Below are 16,705 nucleotides of genomic sequence, written 5' to 3' on the forward strand. Positions count from 1 at the left end.
AGTAGTTATATGAACGAAACATATGATTGGTTAGAGCAGTCTTCTGACTTAAGCATGGACAACCTAGCAACATCCGGTTGGACTGAGGACGAAGCGGTAAGTGCTTGGGGTGAAGCTCAACCTAGTGAGCCCACTTCTTTTGATGGCGTAAAGCGCAAAGTTAAACCACTGGTGGGTCGTAAGCCCAAAAAGAAGAAGCAAACTAAGCGAAAGCGACGAGAGGTAACACCGTTCTTTGAACGCCCCGTGATAGCGATGGATACTGAGTATGTAGAGTCTGAATGCGGAACCTACAACCGTATCTTGAGTTACCAATTTGTTGTTCTATTCAAGGGCAAGTTATCAACCATTATCTTGTTTCCTGAATCGACCAAAAAATCGGGACGGCTGGCACTGGACAAATGCTTGGTTCAGGCTATCGAAAAAGCGATGGAAGATGAAGTACTTGATAAGTGGCCGACTGACATCATTTTGTGTGCTCATTGGCTATCGGCTGATTTGTTTAACTTCAGCCAAGCTTTTGACCAACTCAAGACACATGTCAAAGGTTTACGTAAGACGGTGGCGAGTCTTGATGACGTATACGGACTGGAACTTGATAAAGTCATGTCTCGACGTATCGATAAAGAGCCTCTCAATGTTCACGACAAATCCCGCAACCGACACACCTTGTATATCACGTTCTACGACACCATGCTGCTTTCGCCCAATGGATCGTCACTAGCCTCTGTCGGAGAGCTATTGAAGATTCCAAAGGTAGAAATTCCAGAGCCGTACTCTATCTCTCGAATGGATGAGTTTCTGGAAGCACAACCGGAGAAATTCGCTGAGTATGCAATTACTGATTCAATTATCAGTGCTCGTCATTTCGAGCGTGTTTCTTCCTTCTGTCAAAATACACTCGGTCTAAATTCGGTTCCGTTCACCATCGGTGGTATTGCCGTTAAAGCCTTTGTGAATAGCTTGGATGATAAGCGCGGTTATCGTGGTTTGTTCGGTTTTGAGAAGGTGACTAAAGAAGTGTGGCCGTCTGACCGAACCAAGCCCCTAACGATAACTCGTGATGTGCCTGTAACAGCTCGTATGACGTTGGAAAACTTTGCTACCCAGTGTTATCACGGTGGTCGCAACGAGTCATTTATCGCTGGTCCTACTCCTATTGATACTTGGCGAGATTATGATGTTCCATCATGTTATTCGGCGATTACGCTAGGTCTGCGCGAGTTAGATTACGATCAGATGTACATGACTCGAGATCTGAAAGAGCTGTTTGGAGACAAATGTGCTTTGGCTTGGGTTGAGTTTAAGTTCCCTGAACATACTCGCTTCCCAAGCTTAGCCGTTCGATCTGAGTATGGGTTGATCTTCCCGCTATCAGGTGAAACGCACTGCACTGGTCATGAACTTGAAGTGGCGTATAACCAAGGTGCTGAAATCACCATCAAGCAAGCGTTTGTCGTGCCTTGGAAGAATGACGTTCGCATTTTTGAACCGTTTATGAAATGGGGTAGAGAACGCCGTAAGTCATTCGTTAAAAATAGCTTTGACGAGAAATTGACTAAGGAAATGTTGAATAGTTGCTATGGAAAGCTAGCTCAATCGTTACGCCCTAAGAGGTCGTTCGATATCCAAGCTGGTTACTCCACGCAACTACCACCATCGACTTTGACCAACCCATTTTTCGCCGCTTACACGACTGGCTTAGCTAGAGCCTTGTTGGGGGAAATGCTTCATAGCATCCCCGATGACAAGGTTGTTGTTTCAGTGACGACAGATGGCTTCCTGACTAACGCTGAACTGGATGAGATAGACCTAAGTGGCTCTATTTGTCAGCGGTTCCGAGAGCTCTACCATCGTATAGACCAAACTGGTGGTGAAGTATTGGAACTCAAGCATCAAGCGTCCCAGCTGATCGGTGCTAAAACTCGTGCTCAGTACACGGTTATCGGAAGTGAAGGTTTTGAGCCGATACTTGCGAAAGGTAGCGTTAAGGTTGATCCGATGGTCGCTGACCAAAGTGCTTATATGGTGAACAAGTATCTTACCCGTAAGCCCGGCGATAAAGTTGATGGTAGCTACCTGACACCGAACCGAATGCGCTTCTTAGAGCATAAGGATTTGATGCTAGAGAAGCGGTCTATCTACCAGAACATGGAGTTCGATCAGAAGCGACAGCTCCTAAATCCGGTAATGGTTGACGTGAAAGGACGGAAGCATATTGCGCTTGAAAGCAAGCCACACAAGTCGGTGGATGAGATGCTGTTTACAAGATTGCGCTTTGATCACTGGCGGAAGGTGCATTGTCTTAAAACGTCTGAGGATTGGTATGACTGGCAAGACCGCTTGGTAATGGCTGAAACCGCTAGTAATAAAAATTTGCGTTTAAAGGCTAATGAGGCCTCTGACAGTTTGATGGCACGCTTATTCTTGCGTTTCTACGCGCATGAAAAAAGCGGTATGAGTAAGAAACAGATCACCGCCAAAGCATTAGCTGAGTGGATGACCGATATTGGCTATCCGACCAAAGCGACCGCAGTACGTAGTGCTAAGAATACCAAATTGATTGAAGGTGCTGTACCGATGACAGAGCTGACCATCAACTTAGCTCGCTTAATAGTCTCGAAGTTTCCTGACTTCGAAGTTGAAATCCTCTTCAACCCTGAATCTCGCTCCTCACTGCGAGAAGCTCTCAGCCCGAACTGAGATCGTAAATATTAACCTATCGAAAGCCCTTATCTGGAAAGGCTTTTTTATCAAACATGCCATTGCACCGTTGGGGATATAAGAAACCCAACCTCACACGCAATGACATTTATTCAAATTCACAGCCGTCATTCCGGCGGCTAACTCAATAAAATTCTAAGGAGCATTATTATGGCTAAGTCACATTGTAATTATTATTTGGCGATTACTGATGAAGCGATCGTACCTGTTAAAACCTTCGATGAGGCTCGCGCTTTATCTCACGGTAAACCGGGCGGCAATGTTAAAGGTTTTAATAGCTATCAGGAGGCGGTTGATGCAATTCCCAAAATCCGCAAAGCAAACAATAAACGCTTGAAGAGAAAAGCACCGAAGCGACCACGTAATAACGGTATGCCGAAAGTTCAGGAGGACTTGAGTTATCTGAGTAAGTATCTGCCCTCATCGGGAGATAAAAAAGTCACTGTTAACTGCCATCTTGGTACAGGTGGTAAGGCGTCAACAATATCGGTGGTGAATGGAGAAACTTATGTAATCGATGCTTTGAAGGGTTCTGTTGCGGCGATGCACTTACAACTCGGTCGACATGGTCTGAAGCGCGCTAAAGCTGAACTGGATAATGGTGCTGGTTCCGTTGAAGTGTTGGGTCTGAACATCACAGTGGTGAACACTCTGACGTTATGGGCACCGAAGTGGAAGCAACAGAACTGGGTGAAACCTAATGGACAGCCACGACCGAACGCTGAACTCGTGCGCGAAAATGCTGGCGTTATATGAGCAGATTAAATCTAAGGTCAGCTTCGGCGAGGGTGTAGCTCAAAAAACACCTGTAGACGATGATGCGCCGTTTTAAGACCTATTTTGAGTAAGTAACCATGCAGAGGTCGTCTGGCTTGTTCAGGCGGCCTCAGTGTGGTTTTATGCTTAGCAAATTGAAAAGAGATAACAATATGAAAAATATCTATGAAATTGAGGGCGTTGAGTTTCCTTCTCGCACTGCTGCTGCGCGTCACTATGGCTTGAACCCCAAGCTGGTTAATGAGCGCGTTACTAAGTTCGGTTGGACGCTAGAGCAAGCTCTTGAGCTAGAAGCACGACCTAAAGGTGACTACCGCAAGAAAGTTGTTATAGATGGCACTGAGTACTCAAGTATGCGCCAAGCAGCTAGAGAGCTAGGTGTGGCGCAAAGTACGCTGATGAACCGCATAAAGGCTGGCATATCTGTAGAGGAAGCGCTTTCGGCTTCCCACGCCAACCGAGAGAAACTAAAAGGTCAGTCCAAACCTATGTTCTACGGTAACAAACTTTACCCGTCTGCGCGCCATTTGTTGCTTGCTAATCCCGCGCTGGTTGCTGGTGGTGATTTGGATAAGGCCGTTACCTCGCTAAATGACAAGGCTCGTCGTGCTAAGAATCAGGGTAAGGTTCGTAATCTATCACTGGATCAAGTTTCTGCTGAGTATCGTTTGGTGAAAATTGGGTTTGCTGATGAGCTTGATGGTTTTGTTGCTCAGTTAGTGGAACAAGTTGGTGAAGCAGGTTTGACCGAATTGTTCTATGAGCTGAAGTAGTCGATAGCATGGTTTTTTGAAGGCCGCAGTTGCGTAAGGTGACTGCGGCTTTCACTCACCTTTTTTACTTATTTTCTCTAATATAACCATCTATGAATGCTAGAAAACCTTCTTCAGATAGACCTTTTCCTTGGAGTGGTTTTGGCAGATTTGACCAGTTTACATAATTTAACTCGCGAGATTTTGCTGTGTTTTTAGAGAATGAACGAAACCATTTTTTTATTTCGGTACCGTTTCTTATTGCACTGCTGGAAGAGTTTTCAGAATTGTCTCGGTTTTTAATCTGATATGCACACCAAGTACCATCATCATCGTGGATAAAATCAATAGCTCTAACAAAATCGCCACAACACCAATACCAATGACCATCTCTCAATTTCGAGTCAATATATCTTTCAAGTAAGCCTCCGACGCTATTTTCTGCCCCCATTGATTGCTGATGTTGTAACTTTATTTCTTCAGTTTTTTCTTTGGTGTAACCAAACGTAGAAGACAGTACGTTGCTAACGGCAGGATCTGGTACTGTGGAGGGATGCGTTGGAACATCGGATTTACGATAACCACTAAAATGTTTTTTAGCTAGTTTTTCTAGGGTAGAACGTTCGTAAACTGAAGGTTTAAAACCTTCCGCTTTCTCACGCTTTGTTGCAGTCAAGGATAATCTATCAGGGTTATCATCAAGGAATTTACAAATTGCAATAAAACTATCAACTAGAAAACCTTCATCATCTTTGGCCTGAGCTCTTGCGATATCTTCCACCATTTTTAAGTCTAATGTTGGCATGTTTGCCTTCCCTATGTATGAATTTGCATACATAGAACAACATTACCAACAGCTAGTCAATTTTAGTTCCAACAATTCTAACTGACCATAACTCAAAAAAGTTGAGATAAGTTTAAGGGAGAAGTACAGAAAACATTAAAATTTATCTGTTTATTCTCCCTACTACTTCTAGCTGACTTTTCTAAGTTCGTAATTATTTAACTCGAACAAGTCTTTGTGTTTTTTTCTCCACGTTACATCGTCAGTATCTTTATAACGAGAGTATTTAAATGTTAGAGGAGGGATTATTTCCTCTCCAGCGGTATGACGTACTAGTAAGTCACCAATTGCTTTACCTACACCACATGGAACGGCGTTTCCTATCTGGCGGTATTTGGATAATGTTTTACCTTTAAAAACCCAATTCTTAGGGAACTGCTGTAAAGCTGCATATTCAGCAACACTTAACGGACGAAGTTCTTCAGGGTGTGCTAGGCTCGTCGCTGGCATTATAGGGCTCGTTACCAATGTTGGTGATGGTTTGTCCCAAGGCACTCGTCTGTAAAACCCTGTTTTACCACCTCCAGAATTATAAGCGTTTCCTAATGCTTCTTTTTGTAGGTGCTCTGGAAGATGTTTCCAGTACTCACCTGGTCCCAGCAATTCGAAAAACTTCAAACGTTTTTCTGGGAACTCCAGGCGTTCTTGGTTATCTTCATCGCTTAGATGTTCAATAGCATTTCTAGTTGTGTTCCACTTTAGTAATCCATGTGATTCGTGTTCAGAGTGAGTTGGTCGTAAGTAGGGGAGCTTTTGTCCATCTCTAGATGCAATTATAATCACACGTTCACGTACTTGAGGTGTTCCAAAGTTTGCAGAATTATAGAGGTTAAAGCTTACGCCATACCCTGCCATTTCTAGGTATTTTATAATGTAAGCTAGTGCTCCGCCTGCTTTTTCATCACTTCCTAGATCGGGATATTCGGCACCTCGTTTATTATGTGGTCTATGTTTTAGAGGTGCAGATAAAAGACCTCGTACATTTTCAATAACAATAAACTTTGGGGCAATCTCAGTTGCGACTTCTAAGTACTTTAAAAAAACGTTTCCGCGTTCATCTTCAAAGGATTTTCGAGCACCTGCTGTTGAGAAGGCTTGACATGGTGGCCCCCCAACGATGAGGTCTACTTCCTCATGCTCCTTGATGCCTGCAATATCTAAAATTTGTTTTGCGTTGTAATCTCGAATGTCACCAATAACTGGTAAGCAAGGTTTGTTTGCTGTAATCGTGGCAGTGCAATCTTTATCTACCTCACATGCGAGCAATGGCTCAAATCCCGCAGACTCCAAACCTAGATCAAGACCTAGTGCACCACTAAAAAAACTTAAATATTTCACAAACACGCCTCTTCTATCTCTTATGTGAGTAGATTACTTCTTTTCCTAGTAAAGGTCCAGATGTTTTTCTATTGAAACGAAGAAAGAGCTCTATTGAGCTCTTTCTTCGTGATCTCATCATCCGGGCGAGGTTGATAGATCGATTCATACTATAAAGTGTTGTCGGTAAGATAGCTATGCCGCTGAAGAAAATCCTTGCAGAAAAGCTTCTTTTCTGGTGTTGAAACGCTCTACAAGATCCTCAACTGATTCTTGGTTATAAGGTTTTAAGCCTGTAGCTACCATTCGCTTTTTCCCGGTACCAACTTCTTGACCATCTTCCTTAAAAGCGAAGTTAAGTGTCACCACTCCTCTCTTTCCCTCTACATCGAAAGTTGCACCAGTAAAGTCAACTTCAGGGTGTTTGAGCTCTAGTCTAGAAAACTCGACTTCCATGCTTTCGTAAATGACTAATGGACGTTGGCAGTTAATCATCATTTGTTTCTCTTCCATTAGAGGAACCATGATATGTGGGAAGTTCATACCTGAAAACTGCACGTAGTTTGTTACAACATGCTCGATGAACTCGGGATCTTTACTTACATCTCCTTCGCGAGTCATGTGCAGATATTCTTTGCCATTATCGTCTACTAAAGAGCTGTGTTTTTCACATTTATTGTCAATGCTGAGCGCTTTGTTATCACCTACCATGCCTGAGAAATCAAAGCGCATACTCTGACTAATTCCTTCTTGGCTGAGTAGAACCGCAAATAATAAATCACCCGGGACGCAGAAGCGTTTGCTGTCTTCATCGTGTATAGGGTTAAAATCTCCAGCTACTTTTTTTGCAAAGTGACTAGCTTGCTGCTTTGTAAACTGGAACTGATTGTTATTACTTGAGAAATAAGGTGATAAAAACATACTGTGATCAATGTGACTAAAACTGCTCGCGATTATACAGTATGATTCCAAAGTCAATGGTCTATCCAGATAGAAAGTGGTTACAATTGAGTTTGATTTTGTGTTCATTAAGAGTTAACCAGATCCAACTAAATCCTAAGGTATGGTCATTGTTATCCAATAACGTCCTTGTAAATACAAATAGTTAAAATGTCATACAAGGAATTCAAAATCCGTTGCCTTCGGGCGTGGCGGTTCAAGTCCGCCCACCGGTACCATATATAGAAAGGTCGCTCTTATGGCGGCCTTTCGTCGTTTTAGGTGCTTGTAAATATCAAAAGAAAGTTAGCGTTGCCTTTGCGGTGGCGGTAGGAGTGCTTGTCCAATCAACTCTGCCCACGGGTACCATAATTCATATGATAAAGCCTCGACGAAAGTCGGGGCTTTGTTGTATCTAGGGTTTGTGAATTCAAATCCAGCGTGGCGTCAGGAATGCCAGGCCCAGTCAGTCAACTCTTTACTGCTTTCCATTTTTATTTTTAGAAAAGTAAAAAAGCGCGAGGTAATCCCTCGCGCAAGCTACTACATGATAATAGTAGGGAACAGCTTATAGAGCTGTGAACAAGGTGTTCTGTGAGTCAGGTGTCCAATCGGCTTGAGATACGTGTGGCACATTGACGAGATAACGTTTGCCAGAGTACGTCACAACATCTCCCTCTTTATATGAAACATTCACTTCCCAATTTGTTGCCGGATCAGCATTGGTCCAAAGGCTAGAGGTTGGGGAAGGTGCCCAGTCCTGCTGTGCGTTATGGCTGGTCACTGCTTGGTAAACGGTGCCTAAATGTAGGATGTAGTCGCCAGCGTTGTAGCTATGACCAACTTGCCAGTTTGGTGTGTAGTTATCCATCGTATCGAATACATAGCCAGCTTGTTTTGCTAGTCGGATAAATTCCGCTAATTTAGGTAAATTCTTGGTTGCGCCCATTCCTCGCTTACCGTCTTCAAACAAAAACTCATGCGTTAGAATAATGACTTTGTCTGCGTGGAGTGGTGTACCACATGGAAACTCTTGTGCTTTTGAATTGATAGGGTTGATGGTGGTAGGAGCACAGTTGTTCAATGCTGCATCTACGTAACCTAGGAAAGGTTCTGCCTCTGTTAGACTGTTGGCTGGCATTGCTATCCCCCAGTTTTCAGGTGCCCAATCCACATCCCAACCATGTGTTTGATAGCCTTTATTAGCCAGAATGTTTTGTACCGCAATTGACGCTTTCACACTGTTTGATGGGTCGTTGATATTACAAACGTAGCCTGCTTCCCAAGGTTTAAAGTCATCAGACGTTGCACACAACCCATCGGCTTTGAAGTCTTTAGTCACGCGCCAGCCGTTGGTGTAGGGCAGTCTAGCAAACTCTGTTGCCTTATAATTCGGGTAGCTTGTAATGTTAGGCAGATACTTTTCTAAAACAGATAAGTTTTCTGTAAACATTGAGGCATCGTAAACAGGATCTTGGTACGAGTTAAGCTGGTGGTCGCCGGTAGCATTACATTCTGCTGCGCTATTAGGTCCAAACTCATCAACGCAGTTATGAACCATATGATCGTAACTATGGTTCGCGACAATATGACCAGTGTCTAATGCGAGCTTTAAGGCTTCTAGCGAACGGTCTTCATTCTCATCACCAATTCCGTCTAAGTGCCAAGCATTAAAGTAAAACGTCGCTTTGATATCTTCTTGGTTAAGTACTTGAATAACGTCAATAGATGCATTGATTGGTCCATCATCAAACGTTAGATAAATGGTGCCTTTAGAGTCGGTTTGAGCATATGAGTATTGTGATAGTGCGGCACTTACAAGCGTTGCAATAGCCAATTTATTAAATTTCATTCTCTATTCCTTTTTAGAAATTAATAACGACGTTGTCAGTAGTAATATATTGATAATTTGAAACCTAATGTGGTGTCTTAATTTATTTCCTGACTTTTATCCTAGACCTAAATAATTACTAAAAAACAGGTCGTATTTTCTAAATTGGGATTGTGTTCACGAATAATGCAACCGGTTGCGCTTTTTTGTTTTGGTTATTTTTGCTACAGTTTTTGCAGGTTGAAATTTACACAACGGGAGTAAGGCTATGAAAAAGATCCTTTTATGCTGTAGCGCAGGGATGTCAACCAGTATGCTTGTTAAAAAAATGGAGCAAGCTGCTGAAAATAAAGGAGTTGAGTGCAAAATTGACGCGATGTCAGTGAATGCATTTGAAGATGCAATTAAAGAGTACGATGTTTGTCTTCTCGGGCCTCAAGTACGTTTTCAGCTAGAAGAGCTAAGAAAAACGGCGCAAGAGCATGGTAAAAACATTGATGCGATTTCTCCTCAGCATTATGGAATGATGAAGGGAGAAGAAGTACTAGAGCAAGCATTAGAATTAATTAACTAAACCATAGTTTTAAATTAAAAAAGATAACTGTACATCAAATATAAATATTTGATGCGGGATTCTTTTGCCTAAAATAAGGATGGATTCTATGAAGCTTTATGACGCAATTATAGGCGCAGTCGAAAAGCATATAGCCCCTATAGCAGCAAAAGTGGGGAATCAGCCCCATGTTCGAGCAATGAGAGACGGTTTTATAGTTGCAATGCTGTTTATTATTGTCGGTAGTTTCATTTTGATTTTTGCATTCCCACCATTTGCCGAAGACACGACCTTTACTTTTGGTCGAATTTGGCTCGATTTCGCCACCACACATTTTGATACCATAATGATGCCCTACAACATGTCGATGGGGATCATGACCATTTTTGTTTCGCTCGGCGTTGCTTATAGCTTAGCTAAGGCTTACAAGATGGATGGGATCACGAGTGCTGTATTGTCGCTGATGTCTTTTTTACTCATCGCGGCCCCTGCTAAAGATGGCGCGTTGTCTATGTCACACATGGGAGGAACCGGGATCTTCACCGCAGTGATGTGTGCATTCTTCTCGGTAGAGCTCTACCGTTTTATGAAAAAGCACAATATTACGATTCGTATGCCAGAGCAGGTGCCACCGGCGATTGCACGATCATTTGAAGTACTGTTACCAGTCTTAGCGATATTTATTACCTTATATCCACTTAGCCTTTTCGTGCAAACCCAGTACGACATGCTGATTCCAGATGCGGTCATGGCAGTCTTTAAGCCTTTAATTAGTGCGTCTAACTCATTGCCTGCCATTATTGGCGCTCTATTGCTTTGCCAATTACTTTGGTTTGCGGGTATCCATGGTGCTGCAATTGTTGTGGGGCTGCTTTCTCCAATTTTCTTGACCAACATTGGTGCCAACATCGAAGCCTTTGTTGCAGGTGAACCGATTCCAAACGTATTTACTCAGCCTTTCTGGGATTTTTACATCTTTATCGGTGGCTCTGGTGCAACACTTGCTCTTGTTATGCTGATGTCATTTAGCCGTTCTGTTCACCTTAAGAGTATTGGTCGAATGAGTGCGGTGCCTGGCTTCTTCCAAATCAATGAGCCTGTGATCTTCGGTAGCCCAGTTGTGATGAACCCGACTTTGTTTATCCCGTTCGTCTTCGCTCCAGTCATCAACGCTACGATTGCGTACTTTGCTGTGCATGTTGGCTTTGTGGGTATGGGTGTCGCTACAACGCCTTGGACAACACCAGCACTGATAGGTGCTTCGTGGGGTAGCGGTTGGACCTTTGCTCCAGTATTGCTCGTCATTGGTTTATTGATTCTTGACCTAATTATCTACTTTCCATTCTTCAAAATGTTTGAGAAGCAAATGTTGGAGCAAGAACTACCGACGACGAAAGAAACTAAAGATGAGGCGCAACCTTCAGGCGAAGGTGTTACTGCTTAACGGTGCTTAATGGGCCGCAATTACCGCGGCCCGATTTTCGGAGAGAAAATGATGGAACAAGAATTGGTTGTGATGGAGATCATCTGTAATGCTGGCGAAGCCAGAAGTTTGAGCTACGAGGCGTTGCGTTTATCTAGAGAACAAGATTTTGATGCGGCTGAGGAGAAGCTCTCTCAAGCAAGAGAGTGCATTAACAAAGCCCACTTAATTCAGACTCAGTTGATTGAGGAAGATCAGGGGGAAGGGAAAGTCCCGATGACGTTAGTGATGGTACATGCTCAAGATCACTTAATGACCACGATTTTGGCTCAAGAAATGGCTGTAGAAATCGTTGCACTGAACAAAAAAATCTCGAACAAATAAGGGGAGAAAAATGTCTAGAGAGGCGATCAAACTTGCCATTATTGGCGGTGGTAGTAGCTATACCCCTGAACTGGTTGAAGGGGTTATTAAGCGCTTAGAATATTTACCCGTTAAGAAGATTCATTTTGTGGACATTGAGTCAGGAGCTGAGAAGCTTGAGATTATCAAAGGTCTAGCGCAGCGAATGGTTGATAAAGCAGGTGCAAAGATTGAGATAAAAGCAGACTTTGATCGTCGTGCTGCGATAAAAGATGCGGACTTTGTGATGACGCAGTTCCGTGTGGGTGGCCTTGCTGCTCGTGCTAATGACGAGCGAATTCCAATTAAATACGACGTCATTGGCCAAGAAACAACAGGCCCTGGTGGGTTTGCTAAAGCACTGCGAACCATCCCGGTTATTCTTGATATATGTAAAGATATTGAAGAGTTGGCACCCAATGCATGGATGCTCAATTTCACCAACCCTGCGGGCTTGGTCTCTGAAGCCGTCAGTAAGTACACCAAAGTAAAGAGTATTGGTTTATGTAATGTGCCGGTTTCGATGGAAATGATGATCGCAGAAATGATGGAGTGCGAGCCAAAAGAGCTACAACTGGAGTTTGCCGGATTAAACCATCTCGTTTGGGTGCACAAAGCATGGCTCAATGGAGAAGATATTACTCAAACGGTATTAGAGAAAGTCGGTGATGGTGCTAACTTCAGCATGAAGAACATCTGGGAAGAACCGTGGGATCCAGCATTTCTAAAAGCGCTGGGGGCTATACCATGTCCTTACCATCGTTATTTCTATCAAACCGATGCTATGCTCGCTGAAGAGAAACAAAGCGCGGGTGAAAAGGGCACTCGTGCTGAGCAGGTAATGGAAACAGAAAATGCGCTATTCAAGCTCTATCAAGATCCTAATCTCGATCATAAGCCGAAAGAGTTAGAAGAGCGGGGTGGGGCTTATTATTCAGATGCATCACTAAACTTGGTTGATTCAATTTATAACAATCGTAATAGTATTCATGTTGTTAACGTCTTAAATAACGGAGCGATTAACGGCCTCCCTGATGATGCTGTGATTGAGTGTAGCGCGGTGATTGGTAGTTGGGGCGCGAAACCTCTTGCGGTTGGTGAGCTGTCAAACAATATCAAAGGATTACTCTATCAAGTCAAAGCATATGAACAGTTGACAATAGACGCCGCTGTGGAAGGTAATTATGACAAAGCGCTCATGGCACTAACCAACAACCCATTGGTGCCAGACATTGGTCGTGCCAAGTCAATTCTGGATGATATTCTGGCGGTGAACGCTCCGTATTTACCTCAATTTAAACTAACGACGTTGTAGTACTAAGGAAGGACGCCAATGAAAGTCATTTTTAATGCTGATGATTTTGGTTTAACGAGAGGTGTAAATAACGGCATCGTAAAAGCTCATCAGCAAGGTGTTGTTCATTCAACCACCATGATGGTCGGTATGGATGCTGAGAAACATGCTTTAGAGTTGGCTCGCCATAATCCAGACTTGAGAATTGGCGTTCATCTTAGGTTTACAGCGGGAGTGCCTCTAACTGGGCACCCTAATTTGACCAACGGTCGAGCGCATTTTATCAAATACGACGAACTGTGGGGTAAGCAGGACTTCGAAATTCAGGTCATTTATGACGAAGCAAAAGCTCAGGTGGAACATTTTTTATCGCTTGGGTTAGAGCTAAGCCACTTAGATAGCCATCATCACGCGCATACTCACCCTCAAATTTTGCCCGTTATTAAAGAGGTAGCGAGTGAATACCGAGTGCCACTGCGGGGCACTGGCTTGTGTCAAGAATCGATGACAACAAGGTATGTCTTTACTGATGAGTTTTACGATCAAAAAGTAAGTTTGGATGGTTTGATGGCGCATTTATTGAGTCTAAAGACAGACTATGATTTGGTTGAGGTGATGTGCCACCCGGCAGAGGCCGATCAAGCGCTGATTTTAAAGAGTGGTTATGCACTTCAGCGAGAGCTAGAGTTACAAGTTCTTACCTCTCCCATTTTAAAAGAACAGTTAGCTCAACATGGTATAGCTGTCACGGATTACTCTGAGCTCGTTTCTACCAATCAAATGGTCGGTGTATGATTAAAGGCTGCCAGCTTCGCCCCCTATAAGCACCTTACGAATTGCTGGCAGCCGTTCTACACAAACGGATATTTAATAACAATTGCAGTTGGACCCAATAGCATTATGGCAAGGATTAAAGATGTCGCCGAACTCGCCGGTGTAAATCGCTCTACCGTTTCTCGAATCATTAATGGAGAGGGGAAGTTTCGCGAAGAAACTCGAAAAAAAGTAGAGCAAGCTATGGCGCAACTGAATTATCGCCCGAGTGCGATTGCTCGTTCACTCGCAACCTCATCCAGTAATATGGTTGGCTTATTGGTGACTTACTATACGGGGGGCTTCTTTGGCGAGATGATGGAGCAGGTTCAGACTGAGCTGGATATTCATAAAAAGTTTCTGATTACCGCTCAAGGACATCATTCTGCAGAAGGTGAAAAGGAAGCGATTCAGCGTTTTAATGATCTGCGTTGTGATGGCTATGTCCTCCATAGTCGTTATTTGTCAGATGATGACTTACGTGAATTAGCTAAACAGCCAACACCTTTCGTTCTTCTGGATCGCTATGTTGAAGGAATAGAAGAGCGTTGCGTTACTTTTAATCATCATCATGCAAGCCGTATTGCCGTCGAACATCTTTTAGCTGGTGGTCATAGAAAAATCGCCTGTATTACCGGTCCATCCCAACGTCATAATAGTTTATTAAGAAAGCTTGGGTACGTTGATGCGATGAAGGACGCAGGTATCGATATTGACGAAAGCTGGTGTGAAGAAGGGAATTATGGTCGGCAAAGTGGTTATGATGCAATGGCTGCAATTTTACAACGACACCCTGAAGTTACTGCAGTCTTTTCTTGCAGTGAGGAAATGACGGTCGGTGCAATGCAGTACTTACACGAGCACAATATTTCAGTACCGGAGCAAATCTCTTTAACTAGCTTTGACAGTGTCGACCTTTGTGAAAGCCTTTATCCTACAGTGTCGGCAGTGCACTTTCCTATCAGTGATATGGCCCGTGTAGCGGTACAAACATTAATGGGATTAGTCAAAGGTCAAGAAATAATAGATAAGCCAACGTTCGAGGCTCAGCTTAAAATACGCAAAGCAGATCGCACCTTAAAGTAGCTTGCTTTTGCTCATTAAATGAGTCATTAGAAATGACCATCTGATGTTTTGATACTTACTGATGAATTTATTCACAAAATTTACTAGTATTCTAACTCTCTTAGGCAACGTAAATCAGTAGTGAATAAGTGGCAGCCATTAAACTTACGGTCGATCGTATTCAACCCGGATTACATATCCGTCTTCCGCTAAAGTGGAACGATCACCCTTTTCTACTCAATAGTTTTAAGATTAAAGATCAAGAACAAGTCGAGATGATCCGTCACCTCGGTGTAAAGTTCGTTTACTTTAATCCAGAGCAAAGTGATGCCGCACCACTTCCAGTCGACCAGATACAAGCTGATAGAGTAACGAATGAAGCGTCGCTAGATCATGAAACTCAAAAGCTTTGGCAAGAAAAACAAAACCGCATAGAAAAGTTAAGTGCGTATCGTCGACGCGTTATCCAGTGCGAAAAAGAGTTTGAGCGCTCTCTTGCGCGTATGCGCTCGGTCATGACGAAAATTCGTAATCGTCCAACAGCTGCCGTTGATGAAGCGAAGCTTCTTATTGAAGATATCGTCGAGAAGTTAATGTGTGATGATAATGTCACTCTACACCTGATGAACGGTAAAAATGAGTTTGAAGATATTTATTTCCATTCGTTGAACGTTGCTGTTGTCGCCATGATGATTGGCCGTGCTAAGGGGTACTCAGCTGCGCAGTTGAAAGAGCTTTCATTCTCAGCGCTATTCCACGATATCGGGAAAATAAAAATTCCTACCGCAATATTAAGAAAGCAAGCACCGCTGACGGAACCAGAAACTAACTACTTAAAGTTGCACACCAAATATGGAGTAGACCTTGCGAGTCAAATAGAAGGTTTTCCCGAAGTTGCAAGAGTTGTGATTGCACAGCATCATGAACTAAGAGATGGGTCTGGCTATCCCAAAGGTCTGAAAGGAGATGAGATCAACGAGTTTGCTCAAATTATTGCTGTAGCTAACGCATTTGATAACTTGTGTCATACACCTATAGTCTCAGAGCAAAAAATTCCTTATACCGCACTCTCTCATTTATATAAGAACTGTAAACACCTATATAAAGAAGAAAACCTGAATATCCTGATTAAGTTTATGGGCGTGTTTCCTCCAGGCACTGTGGTTCAGCTTTCCAATAATATGGTGGGCTTGGTTATCTCAGTGAATGCATCGCATCTATTATTCCCAAATGTATTGGTTTACGACCCATCAGTGCCAAGAACGCAAGCGCCTATCATTGACCTCGCATCTAAAGATATAAAGATAGTTAATGCGATTCACCCGTCTAAATTGCCGGAAAAAATCAAAGAGTATCTTAATCCGCGCTCACGCATTTCCTACTTCTTTGATAGCGACGAATAGTTATCCACAGCTTTTTGTGGGTAAATTGTAGAGATCCTGAGTGTTATTTCTGGGTAATTTTAAGGTTGGATGGAAAGTGTTCGCTTGGCATGTTTTTTTAGAAAAAATGCATTTTTAGTCTTGCCAAAGAAAATCTTCTCCCTATAATGCGCATCCATCGACACGGTAGACGCCACAAGGCTTCAGCGGAGTCGAAGAGGTAAAAAGGTTCTACGAAAAATTAGTTGAAAAAAGTGTTTGACACTAACAACCAAATCGCTAGAATGCACCTCCGCTTTGAGAGAAAAGCTTCTCGAAAAGCAAGCTCTTTAACAATATAGACCTATCAATCTGTGTGGGCACTCGTTGATGATAATCCAATTAGATACTTCGGTATCAAATTAGGTTTCAATGAAACGAAGTGACCATTGAATCTTCGGATTCAGCACAGTCAATTCAAACATTACTTTTATGTAATGTTCAGTATTCATTGAGCCGAACAAAATCTTAAATTGAAGAGTTTGATCATGGCTCAGATTGAACGCTGGCGGCAGGCCTAACACATGCAAGTCGAGCGGAAACGAGTTAT

The 16,705-nt window shown here is 43.0% G+C and carries 14 protein-coding genes and 1 rRNA gene; 11 read left to right on the forward strand and 4 right to left on the reverse strand.

Annotated features, from left to right (window positions below; all coding sequences use genetic code 11):
* The first annotated feature begins 9 nt into the window (after window positions 1-9).
* From NL645_RS19770 to NL645_RS19780, 3 genes are all read left to right on the forward strand, one after another.
* Window positions 10-2,703, forward strand: coding sequence for a hypothetical protein (locus NL645_RS19770; protein ID WP_108694267.1), 2,694 nt, complete (start codon window positions 10-12; stop codon window positions 2,701-2,703).
* A gap of 171 nt (window positions 2,704-2,874) precedes the next feature.
* Complete coding sequence (locus tag NL645_RS19775; RefSeq protein WP_253652261.1) at window positions 2,875-3,480, forward strand: hypothetical protein; 606 nt, start codon at window positions 2,875-2,877, stop codon at window positions 3,478-3,480.
* Between the two features lie 173 nt (window positions 3,481-3,653).
* Window positions 3,654-4,274, forward strand: coding sequence for a hypothetical protein (locus NL645_RS19780; RefSeq protein WP_029859217.1), 621 nt, complete (start codon window positions 3,654-3,656; stop codon window positions 4,272-4,274).
* A gap of 64 nt (window positions 4,275-4,338) precedes the next feature.
* On the opposite strand, the gene NL645_RS19785 is transcribed toward NL645_RS19780, so the two are convergent.
* The 4 genes from NL645_RS19785 to NL645_RS19800 all read right to left on the reverse strand — a co-directional run bounded on the left by NL645_RS19785 (window position 4,339) and on the right by NL645_RS19800 (window position 9,205).
* Window positions 4,339-5,058: a SinI family restriction endonuclease gene (locus NL645_RS19785; RefSeq protein WP_139148798.1), complete on the reverse strand. Its 720-nt coding sequence runs from the start codon at window positions 5,056-5,058 to the stop codon at window positions 4,339-4,341.
* A gap of 168 nt (window positions 5,059-5,226) precedes the next feature.
* Window positions 5,227-6,435: a DNA cytosine methyltransferase gene (locus tag NL645_RS19790; protein ID WP_049884714.1), complete on the reverse strand. Its 1,209-nt coding sequence runs from the start codon at window positions 6,433-6,435 to the stop codon at window positions 5,227-5,229.
* 174 nt (window positions 6,436-6,609) lie between these two features.
* The gene (locus NL645_RS19795; protein ID WP_029859221.1) at window positions 6,610-7,335 is read right to left on the reverse strand and encodes a DUF3581 domain-containing protein; all 726 of its coding nucleotides are present in this window, start codon (window positions 7,333-7,335) and stop codon (window positions 6,610-6,612) included.
* Window positions 7,336-7,921: 586 nt separating this feature from the next.
* Window positions 7,922-9,205: a carbohydrate-binding protein gene (locus NL645_RS19800; protein ID WP_253652262.1), complete on the reverse strand. Its 1,284-nt coding sequence runs from the start codon at window positions 9,203-9,205 to the stop codon at window positions 7,922-7,924.
* Window positions 9,206-9,452: 247 nt separating this feature from the next.
* On the opposite strand from NL645_RS19800, the gene NL645_RS19805 reads away from it, so the two are divergent.
* The 8 genes from NL645_RS19805 to NL645_RS19840 all read left to right on the forward strand — a co-directional run.
* A complete protein-coding gene (locus NL645_RS19805; protein ID WP_253652263.1) occupies window positions 9,453-9,758 on the forward strand; it encodes a PTS sugar transporter subunit IIB in 306 nt (101 codons plus the stop codon).
* 88 nt (window positions 9,759-9,846) lie between these two features.
* The gene (locus tag NL645_RS19810; RefSeq protein ID WP_253652264.1) at window positions 9,847-11,181 is read left to right on the forward strand and encodes a PTS sugar transporter subunit IIC; all 1,335 of its coding nucleotides are present in this window, start codon (window positions 9,847-9,849) and stop codon (window positions 11,179-11,181) included.
* A gap of 51 nt (window positions 11,182-11,232) precedes the next feature.
* Entirely contained in the window at window positions 11,233-11,544 is a 312-nt protein-coding gene (locus NL645_RS19815; RefSeq protein ID WP_031780628.1) for a PTS lactose/cellobiose transporter subunit IIA, read from the forward strand.
* A 10-nt stretch (window positions 11,545-11,554) separates the two neighbouring features.
* Window positions 11,555-12,877 (forward strand): 6-phospho-beta-glucosidase, encoded by a 1,323-nt coding sequence (locus tag NL645_RS19820; protein WP_005397437.1) that lies wholly within the window; start codon window positions 11,555-11,557, stop codon window positions 12,875-12,877.
* An 18-nt stretch (window positions 12,878-12,895) separates the two neighbouring features.
* A complete protein-coding gene (gene chbG / locus NL645_RS19825) occupies window positions 12,896-13,651 on the forward strand; it encodes a chitin disaccharide deacetylase (RefSeq protein ID WP_104969818.1) in 756 nt (251 codons plus the stop codon).
* 105 nt (window positions 13,652-13,756) lie between these two features.
* The gene (locus NL645_RS19830) at window positions 13,757-14,755 is read left to right on the forward strand and encodes a LacI family DNA-binding transcriptional regulator (protein ID WP_006742369.1); all 999 of its coding nucleotides are present in this window, start codon (window positions 13,757-13,759) and stop codon (window positions 14,753-14,755) included.
* Window positions 14,756-14,883: 128 nt separating this feature from the next.
* The gene (locus NL645_RS19835) at window positions 14,884-16,137 is read left to right on the forward strand and encodes an HD-GYP domain-containing protein (protein WP_237312657.1); all 1,254 of its coding nucleotides are present in this window, start codon (window positions 14,884-14,886) and stop codon (window positions 16,135-16,137) included.
* 488 nt (window positions 16,138-16,625) lie between these two features.
* Window positions 16,626-16,705: ribosomal RNA gene (locus NL645_RS19840) — 16S ribosomal RNA — on the forward strand; the annotation flags it as partial.

Source organism: Vibrio sp. Y51_MX_L26, assembly GCF_024181935.1.
GTDB classification, from domain to species: Bacteria; Pseudomonadota; Gammaproteobacteria; order Enterobacterales; family Vibrionaceae; genus Vibrio; species Vibrio diabolicus.

Coding starts and splice junctions, on each gene's coding strand:
- NL645_RS19770 (WP_108694267.1), top strand. CDS start 10: ATGAACGAAACATATGATTGGTTAGAGCAGTCTTCTGACTTAAGCATG.
- NL645_RS19775 (WP_253652261.1), top strand. CDS start 2,875: ATGGCTAAGTCACATTGTAATTATTATTTGGCGATTACTGATGAAGCG.
- NL645_RS19780 (WP_029859217.1), top strand. CDS start 3,654: ATGAAAAATATCTATGAAATTGAGGGCGTTGAGTTTCCTTCTCGCACT.
- NL645_RS19785 (WP_139148798.1), bottom strand. CDS start 5,058: ATGCCAACATTAGACTTAAAAATGGTGGAAGATATCGCAAGAGCTCAG.
- NL645_RS19795 (WP_029859221.1), bottom strand. CDS start 7,335: ATGTTTTTATCACCTTATTTCTCAAGTAATAACAATCAGTTCCAGTTT.
- NL645_RS19800 (WP_253652262.1), bottom strand. CDS start 9,205: ATGAAATTTAATAAATTGGCTATTGCAACGCTTGTAAGTGCCGCACTA.
- NL645_RS19805 (WP_253652263.1), top strand. CDS start 9,453: ATGAAAAAGATCCTTTTATGCTGTAGCGCAGGGATGTCAACCAGTATG.
- NL645_RS19810 (WP_253652264.1), top strand. CDS start 9,847: ATGAAGCTTTATGACGCAATTATAGGCGCAGTCGAAAAGCATATAGCC.
- NL645_RS19815 (WP_031780628.1), top strand. CDS start 11,233: ATGGAACAAGAATTGGTTGTGATGGAGATCATCTGTAATGCTGGCGAA.
- NL645_RS19820 (WP_005397437.1), top strand. CDS start 11,555: ATGTCTAGAGAGGCGATCAAACTTGCCATTATTGGCGGTGGTAGTAGC.
- chbG (WP_104969818.1), top strand. CDS start 12,896: ATGAAAGTCATTTTTAATGCTGATGATTTTGGTTTAACGAGAGGTGTA.
- NL645_RS19830 (WP_006742369.1), top strand. CDS start 13,757: ATGGCAAGGATTAAAGATGTCGCCGAACTCGCCGGTGTAAATCGCTCT.